The 13,117-nt window shown below is 69.2% G+C and carries 12 protein-coding genes; 8 read left to right on the forward strand and 4 right to left on the reverse strand.

Going from position 1 to position 13,117, the window contains the following annotated elements:
• The first annotated feature begins 16 nt into the window (after positions 1–16).
• Together FXO19_RS00830 and FXO19_RS00835 are read left to right on the forward strand one after the other, a co-directional pair.
• Positions 17–211, forward strand: coding sequence for a hypothetical protein (locus FXO19_RS00830; protein WP_149193163.1), 195 nt, complete (start codon positions 17–19; stop codon positions 209–211).
• Positions 212–472: 261 nt separating this feature from the next.
• The gene (locus FXO19_RS00835; protein WP_149193164.1) at positions 473–739 is read left to right on the forward strand and encodes a DksA/TraR family C4-type zinc finger protein; all 267 of its coding nucleotides are present in this window, start codon (positions 473–475) and stop codon (positions 737–739) included.
• 165 nt (positions 740–904) lie between these two features.
• On the opposite strand, the gene FXO19_RS00840 is transcribed toward FXO19_RS00835, so the two are convergent.
• The 4 genes from FXO19_RS00840 to FXO19_RS00855 all read right to left on the reverse strand — a co-directional run bounded on the left by FXO19_RS00840 (position 905) and on the right by FXO19_RS00855 (position 3,502).
• Complete coding sequence (locus tag FXO19_RS00840) at positions 905–1,423, reverse strand: cytochrome b/b6 domain-containing protein (RefSeq protein WP_149193165.1); 519 nt, start codon at positions 1,421–1,423, stop codon at positions 905–907.
• A 1-nt stretch (position 1,424) separates the two neighbouring features.
• Positions 1,425–2,036, reverse strand: coding sequence for a dioxygenase family protein (locus FXO19_RS00845; protein ID WP_187775570.1), 612 nt, complete (start codon positions 2,034–2,036; stop codon positions 1,425–1,427).
• Positions 2,037–2,105: 69 nt separating this feature from the next.
• On the reverse strand, positions 2,106–2,711 hold the full coding sequence (locus FXO19_RS00850; protein WP_149193167.1) for a Crp/Fnr family transcriptional regulator: 606 nt from the start codon (positions 2,709–2,711) through the stop codon (positions 2,106–2,108).
• 50 nt (positions 2,712–2,761) lie between these two features.
• A complete protein-coding gene (locus FXO19_RS00855; RefSeq protein WP_149193168.1) occupies positions 2,762–3,502 on the reverse strand; it encodes a creatininase family protein in 741 nt (246 codons plus the stop codon).
• 273 nt (positions 3,503–3,775) lie between these two features.
• On the opposite strand from FXO19_RS00855, the gene FXO19_RS00860 reads away from it, so the two are divergent.
• The 6 genes from FXO19_RS00860 (at position 3,776) to FXO19_RS00885 (ending at position 13,111) form a co-directional block, all read left to right on the forward strand.
• Positions 3,776–6,259, forward strand: coding sequence for a vitamin K epoxide reductase family protein (locus FXO19_RS00860; protein WP_149193169.1), 2,484 nt, complete (start codon positions 3,776–3,778; stop codon positions 6,257–6,259).
• 350 nt (positions 6,260–6,609) lie between these two features.
• The gene (locus FXO19_RS00865; protein WP_149193170.1) at positions 6,610–7,332 is read left to right on the forward strand and encodes a glutathione S-transferase; all 723 of its coding nucleotides are present in this window, start codon (positions 6,610–6,612) and stop codon (positions 7,330–7,332) included.
• Between the two features lie 488 nt (positions 7,333–7,820).
• Positions 7,821–8,408: an RNA polymerase sigma factor gene (locus FXO19_RS00870; protein WP_149193171.1), complete on the forward strand. Its 588-nt coding sequence runs from the start codon at positions 7,821–7,823 to the stop codon at positions 8,406–8,408.
• The gene (locus FXO19_RS00875) at positions 8,405–8,938 is read left to right on the forward strand and encodes a hypothetical protein (RefSeq protein ID WP_149193172.1); all 534 of its coding nucleotides are present in this window, start codon (positions 8,405–8,407) and stop codon (positions 8,936–8,938) included. Before FXO19_RS00870 ends, FXO19_RS00875 begins: the two co-directional genes overlap by 4 nt.
• A 14-nt stretch (positions 8,939–8,952) precedes the next feature.
• A complete protein-coding gene (locus FXO19_RS00880; protein WP_149193173.1) occupies positions 8,953–9,858 on the forward strand; it encodes a DUF4097 family beta strand repeat-containing protein in 906 nt (301 codons plus the stop codon).
• Between the two features lie 331 nt (positions 9,859–10,189).
• On the forward strand, positions 10,190–13,111 hold the full coding sequence (locus tag FXO19_RS00885; RefSeq protein ID WP_149193174.1) for a bifunctional diguanylate cyclase/phosphodiesterase: 2,922 nt from the start codon (positions 10,190–10,192) through the stop codon (positions 13,109–13,111).
• Positions 13,112–13,117: the final 6 nt, after the last annotated feature.

A 13,117-nucleotide genomic window follows, 5' to 3' on the forward strand; every position in this document is an offset into this window, starting at 1 on the left:
CTGGAGCACGACACCCATGCCATCCAAACCATCCACGCCCGCACCCAGGCCGTCCCGCGCAAGGCAGGGCCGCAACGAGGCCGGCTCCGACAAGCGCCTGACCAGCGAGCGCATCTCCGCCGACCTGGCCGCCTTCCGCAAGTCCGGGGGACGGGTCGAAGTGCTCGGCGTCACCCGCACGCTGACGAAAATCGACGGCACCGGAAGCTAGAGCAGTCCTAAGCCCATACGCGCAGCGCATGGGCGTTCGGTCGCTTACGGGCCAATGGCTCGTAAGCGCAAGTCCTCACCCGTAAACGGGAGAAGGGACCTGTCGACCCTTGCGCCAGAACCGCGCTAGCGACCGCGAAGGCTTCGATGGGCCGATGCGCGTGCGGCCCGGCCGACACGCGGGCTGCGCCACGTCTGCTTTTCGTTCAGCGCCCGCCGCCTATGCTTGGGAGGCTCTGACAGACAGTTTCCGGAGGCGGACATGGCAACCGGCTGGGCCGGCGACGGCGCCGTACAGGACCAGATCGACGCGACGGTGAAGGACGGGATCGAACGCGCCCGCAGCCGATTGCGACGAGGTCCCGGACTGACCCAATGCGAGGAATGCGACGCGCCGATCCCGGAGGCGCGGCGCAAGGCCGTGCCCGGCGTCCGCCTGTGCGTGTCCTGCCAGGAGGCGCAGGACCGCGACGACGGTGGCGCCGGCAGCTACAACCGGCGTGGCAGCAAGGACAGCCAGTTGCGCTGAGATCGCCGCAACGCTGGCAGGGGCGATCGCCCCCGCAGCGCGCATCTCAACCCTCCGTCTCCGTCGGCCGCCGTGGCGACCGCAGCATCCGAACACGGTGGCTTCCCCCGGCGAGCATCAGGTGCCTTGCCGCGCCGAGCACGTGCACTGCCAGTAGTGCCATCATCACGTGTGCGCCTCCGTCGTGCAGGCGTTCCAGCCGCCGATTCCACTGCCGGTGTGGCGCGCCAAAAGGGCTCTCCAGTTCGAACAGACCGAAGAACGACAGTGGTTCCGCGCCGGGGACGATCCGCCATTGCGCATCGGTGCCGCGCACCCATCTGCTGTCGGTCCACCGCCCAAGCCGCCGGTTGCCGCCTGGAACGTCACGGCGAGCAGCAACAGCGCCGGTACCACCTTTGCGGCGATCCGCAGGGCCCGCGGTCGCGGGTGCGCAGCCGGTGCTCCGGAAGCCAGCCTCCAGGTGATGCGTGAAAGCAGGGCCATGCACAGCAGCACGCCGATGCCGATGTGCGCGTGCTTCAGCCACAGGTACAGCGACCCGTCTTCGAAACCGATGGTCCATTGCATCGCCAGCCCCAGCGCCAGCAGCGCGAGCACCAGGGCAGCGACGAGCCAGTGCAGCGCGACCGATACCACCCCGAAATCGTCGGCACTGTCCTTCCAGGCTGTCGGCGGCGCCATGTCAGTCGTCCGGCGCGGCCAGGATTACATCGCGGCGAACGACCAGGGTGCCGTCGCCGGTGCGTTCCGGCCTGACGATCGCCGGTCCGCCGCGGCCGTTGCGCCGCGACAGGATGTCCGGGGTGATGAGCGGGTCGCCTTCGAACAGCACGTCGTCGAGCCAATACTCCGCCCGGCCGGGTTCGGTGGCCGTCATGTGGATGTGCGCGGGTTCGCTTCGCGAAGGATAGGCCGCGGGGCGAATGGTCCGGATGCGATAGCGGCCATCGGCGTCGCTGACGACCCAGCCACGCAGATGGCCATGTCGGCGCCCGTTTCCGGTTTCATTGCCGCGGCGCGGATAGATGCCGTTGGCGTTGGTGTGATACGCATACAGCAGCACGCCCGGCACAGGGGTTCGGCCGTCGGCCGCGTGGACGACGCCATGCAGCAGCAGTCGCTCGCCGAGCTCGTCCGGTCCGGCCAGGGTGGCGGTGGAGCCGGGATCATCCGGCGCATCGGCCGCGCCGCACCACTCGCATGCCGGGAGCGGATCGCTGCCGGCGCGGCTTGGCGCGCTCAGAAACAGCAACATCGTGTAGCCGGACAGGACAAGGAACGTGCGCCGTTTCATCGGACCGACCTCGCAGCGGGTGTGTGCCGCAGGTATAAGGCCGGTGCCTCCGCACCGCATTAACATCGATCAAGACGTGCGTTGCCCGCGCCATTCGCGCAACAGCCGTGAAAGTGCCTGTTCGGTGACGCCGATATAGGAGGCGATCTGGCGCTGTGGAATCCAGTCGACCAGTTCCGGATAGCGTTCGGCGAAGCGCCGGAACCGGGTCAGCGCGGAGTCGAGCAACAGTTCGCGTTCGCGCGTCTCCTTGCGCATGGCCATCTGCTCGGCGAGCACGCGCCCGATGCGCTCCCAGGCCGGATGGCGCGAGTACAGCGTCGGCACGAGCGACACCGGAAACGCCAGCGTCCGCACGTCGGTGATGGCGGCGATGACGAATGTGTTCGCGGTGCCGGTCAGCATGGCCGAGAGCGGTACCACAATCTCGCCTGGCCGCGAGAACGCCTTGTTGTACTCGCGTCCCGACTCGGTGATGTAGAAGAACCTGAGAAAACCGGACGCGAGGAACCAGCAGCGGGTCGGCACCTCGCCCATGTCGAGCAAAGCCTGCCCGGCGTGGAACGTTCTGACTTCCGCATGGCCGCGCAGGTGCGCCAGTTCCTGATCCGGCAGCATGGCGATACCACCCAGGACCGCGGCGAGCGCTGCGAAGTCGTCAGTTCCGGCGGTCATCCGTCAAGCCTCGTCTGCCACTGCAATGTGGCGGCAGACTGGATCCGCAGTCAATCCTGTTCCAGGAAGGCCCGGTAATCCTCGATCGTGTCCTCGACGCTGGCCTCGAACAGCCGCGCGCCGGCCTCGATGCTGGACAATGACGGATCCGAGCCGATGCGGCCGTCGGGGAATCGCCGGCGATAGTCCTGCGCGTCGCCGAAGGCCGCGGTCGGCGCGATCCGTGGCGTCAGGGTCATCGGGCGGGCCTGTCCGGGATGGGCGTGCCAGGTCAGCGATATCTCCGATGGCGTGGCGTGGTGGCCCTCGCTGTCGGCGAACAGTTCGCGCGAGAGCTGCTGCACGCGGCGGCCCATGTACCAGTTGGCCAGCTTCAGGCGCAGCGGCGAACGCTCGCCGCTGAAGCTGCTGTCGGCGTGGATCTCGGAGAACGCCGCCTGCACCGTGGCGACGTTGCCGCCATGGCCGTTGAAGAAATAGACTTGGCGAAAGCCGTGCCCCGCCAGCGACTGCACCACGTCGCGGATCACCGCGATGAGCGTAGCGGGGCGCAACGAGAGCGAGCCGGGGAACGCCAGGTGGTGCTGGGCCATGCCGATGCTCAGCGTCGGCGCCACCAGCGTCCCGGTGTGCTCGCCCACCGCATGTGCGACGACTTCCGGGCAGATCGCGTCGGTGCCGATCAGGCCGTTGGGGCCGTGCTGCTCGGTGGAGCCGATCGGCACGATGATGCCGGTCGAGCGCGTCAGGTAGGTTTCGATCTCGGGCCAGGTGCTGAGCTGCAGTCGCATGGATGAAGCCGCAGAAGAGGAACTGCGAGGATAGCGGCAAACTACCTGCGCCTGTGGGCGTGGCGGCGGCATGCCGCCGTCGGAAAGTCGCGACAGCCTGCAGAGCGTCGCGAGGTCTGTTGCTCCCACATCGGCATCCTTGCTGTTGCGGGCCGGGATGCGTGCTGCCGTGCAGCGCTTTGTAGCGCTGCAATCGGACGGATTCACGGGCATTTGATCGCATCGTGGCCATGCTGACGGCACTTCGCGCCTCACATGGAACCGGAGTCACCGATGCCGGCCCGCTCAGGCAACGCCACGAACGCGGACAAGCCCGTCGTGCTGATCACCGGCGTTGCCGGCAGCGTCGGCGCCTCGCTGGCGAAGGCGCTGGCCGGCGACTACCGCGTGGTCGGCATGGACGTGTCGGAGCCGAAGGGCGGCGGCGACTGGATCCGCATCGACCTGACGTCCACCCAGGCGGTCGCGAAGGCGGTCGAGGAGTTCCGCGAGCGCTTCGGCGGCCACATCGCTTCGGTGGTCCATCTGGCCGCGTACTTCGATTTCAGCGGCGAGGACAAGCCGCTGTACGACAAGGTCAACGTCGAGGGCACCCGTCGCCTGCTGCGCGCGCTGCGCGAACTGGAGGTGGAGCAGTTCGTGTACTCCGGCACCATGCTGGTACACGAGGCTGCCGAACCCGGCGGGCGCATCGACGAGAACGAGCCGATCCGGCCGCGCTGGGCGTATCCGCAGTCCAAGGCGAAGACCGAGCAGGTGATCGCCGAGGAACATGGCGACATTCCCTACGTGCTGTTGCACCTGGCGGGGCTGTACGACGAAAAGACCGCCGTGCCGACGCTGGCGCAGCAGATCGCGCGCATCTACGAGCGCGACGTCCAGGGCTATCTGTATGCCGGCGACGAGCGCGCCGGGCAGTCGATGATTCATCGCGACGACATGATCGATGCGTTCCGGCGCACGATCGACCGCCGCGGCGAGCTGCCGGCCGACGCGACGATCCTGGTCGGCGAACCGGAGGCGATGAGCTACCAGGCGCTGCAGGACCGGCTGGGCGAGCTGATCCACGGCGAGGCGTGGGCGACCCTGAGCGTGCCGCCGCCGGTGGCCAAGGCCGGCGCCTGGCTGCAGGGCGCAGCCGAGCCACTGGTGCCTGACGCGATCGACCGTGGCAGGAAGGCCTTCATCCGGCCGTTCATGATCGAGATCGCCAGCGATCACTACGCGCTCGACATCGGCCGTGCGCGCGAGCTGCTCGGCTGGGAGCCCCGGCACCGCATCGAGGACGAGCTACCGAATCTGGTGGACGCGCTCAAGCGCGATCCGCCGGGCTGGTACCGGGCCAACGGCATCACGCCGCCGCCATGGCTCGAGGCCGCGGACGAGAAGGTGGAACAGCCGGAAGTGCTGCGACGGCAGGCGGAAGCGCGCTTTCGCGACGCCCATCGCCAGAACTTGTGGGGACCGTTCCTGATCGCGGCGCTCGGGGCGTGGCTGCTCGCCTCGTCGCCCACCTTCGGCGATGTCGCGTCCGCGCAGGTGCGCAGCGACGTCGCCAGCGGCGCCGCGCTGCTGCTGCTGGGGCTGCTGACGGTCTCCTGGCGGCTGGCGCCGCTGCGCTGGGTGTCGGCGGCGGTCGGGTTGTGGGTGATGTTCGCGCCGCTGGTGTTCTGGACCGGCAATGCCGCCGCGTACCTCAACGGCACCCTGGTCGGCGCCCTGGTCACCGGGCTGGCGGCGGCACTGCCGCCGACGCCGGGCATCTCGCCGGCCGCCGCGCGCACCGGGCCGGCGGTGCCGCCGGGCTGGGACTATTCACCGTCGGACTGGATCCAGCGCCTGCCAATCATCGTGCTGGCGCTCGTGGGGCTGATCATTTCGCGCTACATGGCGGCCTACCAGCTCGGCCATGCCGACGGCGTCTGGGAACCGTTCTTCGACGTGCCCGGTGCGAAGAACGGCACCGAGGCCATCGTCACCTCCAGCGTGTCGGAAGCCTGGCCGGTGCCGGACGCGGGCCTCGGCGCATTGGTCTATGTCCTCGAGATCATCACCGGACTGTTGGGCTCGCGGCAGCGTTGGCGCACCATGCCCTGGGTGGTGGTGGCGTTCGGCATCCTGATCGTGCCGCTGGGCGTGGTGTCGATCACCTTCATCATCATCCAGCCGATCGTCATCGGCACCTGGTGCACGCTGTGCCTGATCGGCGCGGCGGCGATGCTGCTGCAGATCCCGTACTCGCTCGACGAACTGGTCGCGACCGGACAGTTCCTGCGCCGGCGCAAGCGCGCCGGCAGGAGCCTGTTGCAGGTGTTCTTCACCGGCGACACCGACGAGGGCGACGACAAGGACCGCGGCGAGGGCGATTTCGCCCGCGGGCCCGTGACGGTGCTGCGCGACACGCTCGGCGGCAACGTCAACACGCCCTGGAACCTGCTGGCCTGCATCGCGATCGGCATCTGGCTGATGTGCACGCGCCTGACCATCGGCTCGGATGCGCCGATGGCGAACGCCGAGCACCTGATCGGCGCGCTGGCGATCACCGTGGCGGTCATTGCGCTCACGGAAGTCGCGCGACCGGTGCGGTTGCTCAACATCGGCCTCGGCGCCGCGTTGCTGGTGGTTCCGTTCGCCTACGACGCCGCGCCGGCCCCGCTCTGGTCGAGCCTGGTGTGCGGCATTGCGTTGATCGCGCTGAGCCTGCGCCGCGGCCCGGTGCGGCAGCGCTACGGCGCCTGGAGCCGCCTGCTGGTCTGAGGCCTGCGACCGCCAGCCGCGCGGCCAGGCGCTCCTGCAGCGCGCGGTCGGCGGCGTGCAGCGCCTCGGCCTGGGCGGGATCCGGCCGCGCTTCGCCGGCGCCGGGTTCTACCGGTGGTTCCTGCGCCACGGCCAGCGGTATCGCCAGGGCCAGGCACAGCTGGAGCAAACTGCTGAGGACGCGATGCGGCATCGGCGGGCCGTCAAGTCGGAGTGGAGCGTGCCGAGCGTAGTCCAAAGCAGGACAAGGCCGTGTGCGCGGATGCACGCGGCGGTCACGGCGGCTGAACGCACGCGGCGCAAGCATGACGCCCGCAAACCCACGAGGACTCATCGAGGAAGCGGACCGCATGCGCTATGAACTCTACTACTGGCCGGGCATCCCGGGGCGCGGCGAATTCGTGCGCCTGGCGCTGGAGGAGGCGGGCGCGGACTATGTGGATGTCGGCAACGACGATGCCGCCGGTGGCGTGGCTGCGGTGCAGGCGCTACTGGACGCTGCCGACGTCCAGCGGCCGCCGTTCGCGCCCCCGTTCCTGAAGGCCGGGAATGTCGTCGTCGCGCAGGTGGCCAACATCCTGCAGTTCCTGGGTCCCAGGCTGAAGCTGGTGGCGCGTGATCCGGCGGCCGCGCTGTGGACGCAGCAACTGCAGCTGACGATCGCCGATGCCGTGGCCGAGGCACACGACGTGCATCATCCGGTCGGCCTCGGCGAGTACTACGAACATCAGAAACCGGAGGCACGGCGCCGGGCGAAGGAATTCCGCGGCGAGCGGATGCCGAAGTTCCTCGGCTACTTCGAGCGCGTGCTGGCCGCCAATCCGAAGGGACCGAAGTACCTGGTCGGCGCCCGCCTGTCGTATGCGGACCTGTCGCTGTTCCAGCTGATCGCCGGGCTGCGTCATGCTTTCCCGGCCGCGATGCGCCGGCTCGAACCCGGGCTGCCGCACTGCCGCGCACTCGCCGTGCACGTCTCCGAGCGCCCGAACGTGGCCGCTTACCTGGCCTCCGATCGCTGCCTGCCGTTCGGCGAAGAAGGGATATTCCGGCACTATCCGGAACTGGACGACTAGAGCGCGCGGGCCCCAGGGCGGCGCCCCTGATGCGGGACTCGGGAAAGACCGCTCGACCCGGCCCGCGAGCAGGTAAAGGCTACAAGGCCGGCGACGCCGGCTTCCGGCCATCGTCCGGGAGCATGCGCTGCGCTTCCCGCACGGCGGCGCGGTGCCACTGGTCGAGGCAGATCCGGGGCGTCGCCGCGCTCCGGTGCCGTGCGCAGATCTGCACGCTGTCCGGGGGCATCCGCAGGTCCAGGGCCCAGCCGGACAGGTGCGACAGGCACCATCCCGCACACAACAGTACGGTCGCAGTCAGTCCCGATTGCATCGCCACGTTTCTCGCTCTCCGTCCGCCGGCGCCGCTGCGAGAGCGGCGGGGCGTCGTTCCGATCCCACCCACTTCCATTGGATGCCGGAGGCGGCAAAAGGGTTGCATCGCCGGATGATGCGAATCCTTGCGCCCGCACTTAAACCTTTTTGCGGCACGCCGCGTCCAAGTGGATATGCTCAGCATCGCCATGCCCACGCCAGCCTCCGATCCCGAGATCGAGACCGCCCCGGACGACGAGGCGCTGGTGCGCGCGGCGGTCACCGGCGACGTGCAGGCCTACGAGGCGATCTATCGCCGCCACGCGCCGCGGCTGTACGCGGTGGTCTGGCGCATCTGCGGTCGCCATGCAGCGCGCGCCGAGGACGTGCTGCAGGACACCTTCCTCAAGGCCTGGCGCTCGCTGCCGGGGTTCCGGTTCGAGAGCGCGCTCGGCACCTGGCTGCAGCGGCTCGCGGTCAATACGGCGCTGATGGAACTGCGCGCGCGCAGCGGCAGGGACGACCTCGATGCCGGCGACGACGGTCTCGAGGCGCTGGCGGCGGTCGAGGGCGAACAGCGCTGCACCGGGACCGGCCTGGACCTGGAGCGCGCGGTGGCGACGCTGCCGCCGCGGGCGCGTGCGGTGCTGGTGCTGCATGACATCGAAGGCTGGAAACATCACGAGATCGCCGAGGAACTCGGCATGGCCGTCGGCAGCTCCAAGGCACAACTGCATCGTGCCCGCGGACTGTTGCGCGAACGGCTCGGAGAAACGGCATGAACGACCACGACGACAATCACGACCACGACGAGCTGACCCGGCGCCTGCGCGCCCTGCCGCGACAGATGGTGCCCCCCGCGCGGGCCTGGGCGCGGGTGGCCGAGCAGATCGGACGCGAAGGGCGAGGACCGGCGCTGCATTCAGCGCGCGGGCCGCGCGCGCGCCGGCGTTGGCCGACGGTCGCCGGATTGGCCGCGGCGGCCTCGGTCGCGCTGTTGCTGGCGCTGGGCATGCTGCGGATTCCGGGCCTCGAACGTAGCGGGCCCGCGATCGCGACCGTGACCGAACAGCAGGCCGAGCGCCTGACCGGCGAGTACCGCGCGGCGCTGGCGGAGGTGCCGATGGAGCGGGTTCCGGAGGAACTGCAACCGGCACTGGCGGAACTCGATCGCAGTGCCGCCGACATCCTCGCCGCGATCGACGAGGCACCCGGATCCGGTTTTCTTCTCGACCAGCTGCAGCGCACCTATGCGCAGCGGCTACAACTCACCCGGCAGGCCGCCCTGGGCGCGGCCGCCCTGTTGTCCTGACAAGGAGCACACGCATGCCTATTCGAATTCCCCGCCTGGCCGCAGCCACGGCACTGCTGCTGGCGCTGCTGCTGCCGGCTTCCACGCTACTGGCGCAAACCTCGATCGACGAACGGCATCCATTGGCGTCCGGAGGTCGGGTCGAAGTGGAGAACGTCGCCGGCAGCATCCGTGTCAGCGGCTGGGACCGCGACGAGGTGACGGTCACCGGTTCGCTCGGCGAGGGCCAGCGGCTGGAAGTGGATGCCAGCCGCAACCGCGTGCGGATCAAGGTCATCTATCCGCGCAACTCGCGCGGCGGGCGCGGCGCGCAGCTGGAGCTGCGCGTGCCCAAGGGGGCCGAACTGCAGGCGAGCGCGGTCAGCGCCGACGTCGACGTCACCGGCGTCGACCTGCGCCGGCTGCAGGCCAAGTCGGTCAGTGGAGGCGTGAACGTGGCCGGACGCACGGGTGAAGCCGACCTGGGCAGCGTGAGTGGCGCGATCCGGGGCCGCATCGCCACCCCGCGCCTGGAGGCCGGCACCGTCAGCGGCCGCATCGAGATCGACGGCGGCGTCAGCGGCGATGTGCGCCTGGAATCGGTGTCGGGCGCGATCTCCCTGACGGCTGCGAAGATCGAACAGCTGCGCGGCGAATCGGTCTCCGGTGGCATGACCGTCCGCGCCGGCGCCCTGGCGCCGGGCGGACGCATCGTGCTGGAATCGGTCAGCGGCAGCATCGGCCTGCAGCTGCCGGCCGATGCCTCGGCGCAGCTGCGCGTGTCCAGCTTCAGCGGCAACATCACGTCCGATGCGGGCGAGGTCGAGCGTCCGCGCTACGGGCCGGGCCGCAGCCTCGATACCCGTCTGGGCGGTGGCGACGGCGATGTGTCGATCAAGTCACATTCCGGCAGCGTCCGGGTGGACATCGGCGGGCGCTGATCGGGGGCGCACCGGCGCGCGGAGATGTCGCGCCGGTGCGGTCCGCGGGTGTAGTGGCCTCCGGCGCCGTCATTCCGGAGCTCGCCCGCGAAGATCTTTGGCGCATGGCATCACCCACGGGCCTCGTCACGCGAAGACGAGCGCCGTCTCGCGATAGCCGGCCGCCCGCGCGCCTGCCGGTTCGGCGAATGGCACCATACGAAATCGGTTCCCGACACCCGCGAGTTGTGGACGTGCGGCGGCGCTGCTAGCTTCGCGCTTGGGCCGTGTGCCTGTTTCGGGAGAGGGAGTGGAGCCGAGCCCCGCCAACGGCAGGCATTATTCGACGCGAATGATCGGGCTCTCCGGCCTGCTGCTGGGCACGGCGCTGACGGCAGTGCTGATCTACCTTGTATTGCATGATCGCGCAGTGCGGCTGCGGGCGGCCGAGGACCAGAGCCGGGCGGTCGTCACCGGTGTCGAACGCCTGCTGAAGTATCGGTTCCGCAATCTGGAACGCGCCATGCTCGGCATCGCCGGCGATGGTGAGCGACTGTTCGCGAGCGTGCCGGAACAGGCACCGGGCCTGCTCTCCGAGGCGATTGCCGGTGTACTGCGCCGGCACGAGGAATTGGAAAGTATCGTGCTGGTCGACCGTGACGGCCGGGCGATCACCCGAGGGCGGGGCGATCCGGCATTTCCCGCGTGGATCGGGGAGGCGCCGACCGGCAGGAACAGTGCATTGCGCCTCGGGCCGATGCAACGCGATGGCGAAGGCGGATGGCTGCTGCCGATGGCGCTGCAGGCGTCCGGCCGGCACTGGATACTGGCGCGGCTGCGCAGCGGCGCCTTGCAGGAAGCGGTCTCGGATCTCGATACCGGACGCCGGGGCATCGCCGTGGTCACGGATCGCAACGGCCACATCATGGCGCGCAGTCCGGACCCGCAGCGCTTCGTCGGCCAGTACGAACGCGGGCTCGACGTGTCGCGGATCCCCGCCCGCGGCGAGACCCTGCGCACGAGGAGCCCGCTCGACGACAACAGGCACATCATTTTCTCGCGCCATGCCTCCGCTGTTTATCCGACGGTGGTCAGCGCCGGCATCTCCGAGGAGGAAGTGCTGGCGCCCTGGCGATGGTTCGCCGGCTGGGCGCTGTTGCTGTACGCGGCGTACTGGGCCGGCTTCTGGTACCTGCTGCGCAACCTGCGGCGCGCCGAGTCGACGCGATCGGCGCTGATGCAGGAGTTGAGGCAGGGTGCCGAGCGCTTGCGTACCGCACAGCGGCTCGGCAGGACCGGGGTCTGGGAGAGCGTTGACGGCAGCGACCTGATCGAGTGGTCACCCCAGGTCGGCGAGATCTTCGGCATGCCGGAGGGAAGCCATTCGGCGAGCCGCGAGGCGTTCTATGCCGCGATGCACCCGGAAGATCGCGAGGAAGTGTCGGCAACGGTCGCAAGGGCGTGGCAGACGGGCGAGAAGTTCATCCTGGAATACCGGATCCTGCGGCCCGACGGCCAGATGCGCTGGATCGCGGTACGCGGTGCGACGGTCGAAGACCGCGACGGTGTATCGAAGATGGGCGGCACCGTGGTCGATATCACCGAACGCATGGAGGCGCAGCAGAAGCTCGCCGATGCCGAGCGCCAGTTCCGGCTGATGTTCGAGCGCAATCCGCTGCCTTTCTGGGTATTCGATGTCGACACCTTGCGCTTCCTAGAGGTGAATGAGGCAGCGGTGCGCCACTACGGCTACTCGCGCGAGGAGTTCCTGTCGATGAGCATCCTCGACATCCGTCCGGCCGATGCGGCGGACGAGGTCAGGCGGGATGTCGCCGAGCGCAATGCGGACTACGCCGATGCGCGCGTCTGGATCCATCGCAAGCGCGATGGCGCGCTGATCGAGGTGCAGGTGCACGGCGCGGCAATCGAGTTCCGCGGCCGGCCGGCGCGCCTGGTGCTGGCAGAGGACGTCACACGGCGCGTCGCCCACGAGCGCGAACTCGCATTTCGTGCCAGCCACGACAGCGAGACCGGATTGCTGACGGCGACGACGCTGGCCGAGCGGCTCGATGGCGGCACCGGCGGTTACGACATCGTCTGTGCGGAACTGCGCGGACTCGACTTGATCGGCGATACGCTGGGGCGCGAGGTCAGCGGCGATATCGTGCGCAACGTCGCCGAACGCATCGACCGGCTGGCGCGGCGATACGGACTGGCGGCCCATCTGCCGTCCGGCACCTTCGTGCTGGCGGTGCTCGATGGCCGCCGGAGCGAGACCGTGCTGTCGGCCCTGGTCGCCGATCTCGCCGAGCCGGTGCATGGACGGGACACGGTGCATCACCTGGAGGCACGGATCGGCATCGCCCGCCATCCGGATGACGGGCGGCGTGCGAGCAAGGTGATCGATCGCGCCGCCCTGGCGGCGCACCTGGTCGAGCGCGGCGGGATCGAGGTGGCGCGTTATTCGGCGACGATGGAAGAGGACGTCCAACGCCGGCTCGAGTTGACCGCACGCACGCGCCGTGCGATCGAACAGGGTGAGTTCCGCCTGGACTTCCAGCCGATCCGGCGCGTGGCCGATGGCGCCCCGGTGGCGCTCGAAGCGCTGTTGCGTTGGCCGCAACCGGACGGAAGCGAAATCTCGCCGCTGGAATTCATCCCCTTGTGCGAGCGCTCCGGCCTGATCGTGACACTGGGGAAATGGGTTCTCGATGAAGCGGCGCGGGCAGCGGCGCATGTCGCCGAACGCGGCTGGGACGAGCTGCCGATCGCCGTCAACGTGTCGGCGGCGCAGTTCCACATGCGCGACCTGGCCGGAGATATCCAGCACCTGTCGGACCGGTACGGACTGCGCCGGGGCGCACTGCACGTCGAGCTGACCGAGAGCGTGCTGCTCGACCACGCGGGCCACGCCATGGACAGGCTGCGACAGCTGCGGCAGCAGGGTGTCTGCGTGGCGCTGGACGATTTCGGCACCGGGTTCTCCAACATGTCGTACCTGCGCGACCTGCCTCTGGACATGCTCAAGCTGGACCGGATGTTCGTCGAATCCGTCAACCACAACTCGCGCAGCGCCGCGATCTGCCGTGCGCTGATCGCGCTCGGGCATGCGGTGGATCTGACCGTCATCGCCGAAGGCGTGGAGCATGCCGACCAGCACGCGTGGTTGCGCGATCACGGTTGCGACCAGATGCAGGGCTACCTGTTCGATCGTCCCGGTTCGCTCGACGTCACCCTCGCGGCACTGGCTCGGCCTATCGACAAGCCTTCGTGAGGCCCG

The organism is Luteimonas suaedae (assembly GCF_008312895.1).
GTDB lineage: Bacteria > Pseudomonadota > Gammaproteobacteria > Xanthomonadales > Xanthomonadaceae > Luteimonas > Luteimonas suaedae.

What these genes read in the sequence shown, in the direction of transcription:
- FXO19_RS00830 (WP_149193163.1), top strand. Translation starts at nt 17, where the DNA reads ATGCCATCCAAACCATCCACGCCCGCACCCAGGCCGTCCCGCGCAAGG.
- FXO19_RS00835 (WP_149193164.1), top strand. Translation starts at nt 473, where the DNA reads ATGGCAACCGGCTGGGCCGGCGACGGCGCCGTACAGGACCAGATCGAC.
- FXO19_RS00840 (WP_149193165.1), bottom strand. Translation starts at nt 1,423, where the DNA reads ATGGCGCCGCCGACAGCCTGGAAGGACAGTGCCGACGATTTCGGGGTG.
- FXO19_RS00845 (WP_187775570.1), bottom strand. Translation starts at nt 2,036, where the DNA reads ATGAAACGGCGCACGTTCCTTGTCCTGTCCGGCTACACGATGTTGCTG.
- FXO19_RS00850 (WP_149193167.1), bottom strand. Translation starts at nt 2,711, where the DNA reads ATGACCGCCGGAACTGACGACTTCGCAGCGCTCGCCGCGGTCCTGGGT.
- FXO19_RS00855 (WP_149193168.1), bottom strand. Translation starts at nt 3,502, where the DNA reads ATGCGACTGCAGCTCAGCACCTGGCCCGAGATCGAAACCTACCTGACG.
- FXO19_RS00860 (WP_149193169.1), top strand. Translation starts at nt 3,776, where the DNA reads ATGCCGGCCCGCTCAGGCAACGCCACGAACGCGGACAAGCCCGTCGTG.
- FXO19_RS00865 (WP_149193170.1), top strand. Translation starts at nt 6,610, where the DNA reads ATGCGCTATGAACTCTACTACTGGCCGGGCATCCCGGGGCGCGGCGAA.
- FXO19_RS00870 (WP_149193171.1), top strand. Translation starts at nt 7,821, where the DNA reads ATGCTCAGCATCGCCATGCCCACGCCAGCCTCCGATCCCGAGATCGAG.
- FXO19_RS00875 (WP_149193172.1), top strand. Translation starts at nt 8,405, where the DNA reads ATGAACGACCACGACGACAATCACGACCACGACGAGCTGACCCGGCGC.
- FXO19_RS00880 (WP_149193173.1), top strand. Translation starts at nt 8,953, where the DNA reads ATGCCTATTCGAATTCCCCGCCTGGCCGCAGCCACGGCACTGCTGCTG.
- FXO19_RS00885 (WP_149193174.1), top strand. Translation starts at nt 10,190, where the DNA reads ATGATCGGGCTCTCCGGCCTGCTGCTGGGCACGGCGCTGACGGCAGTG.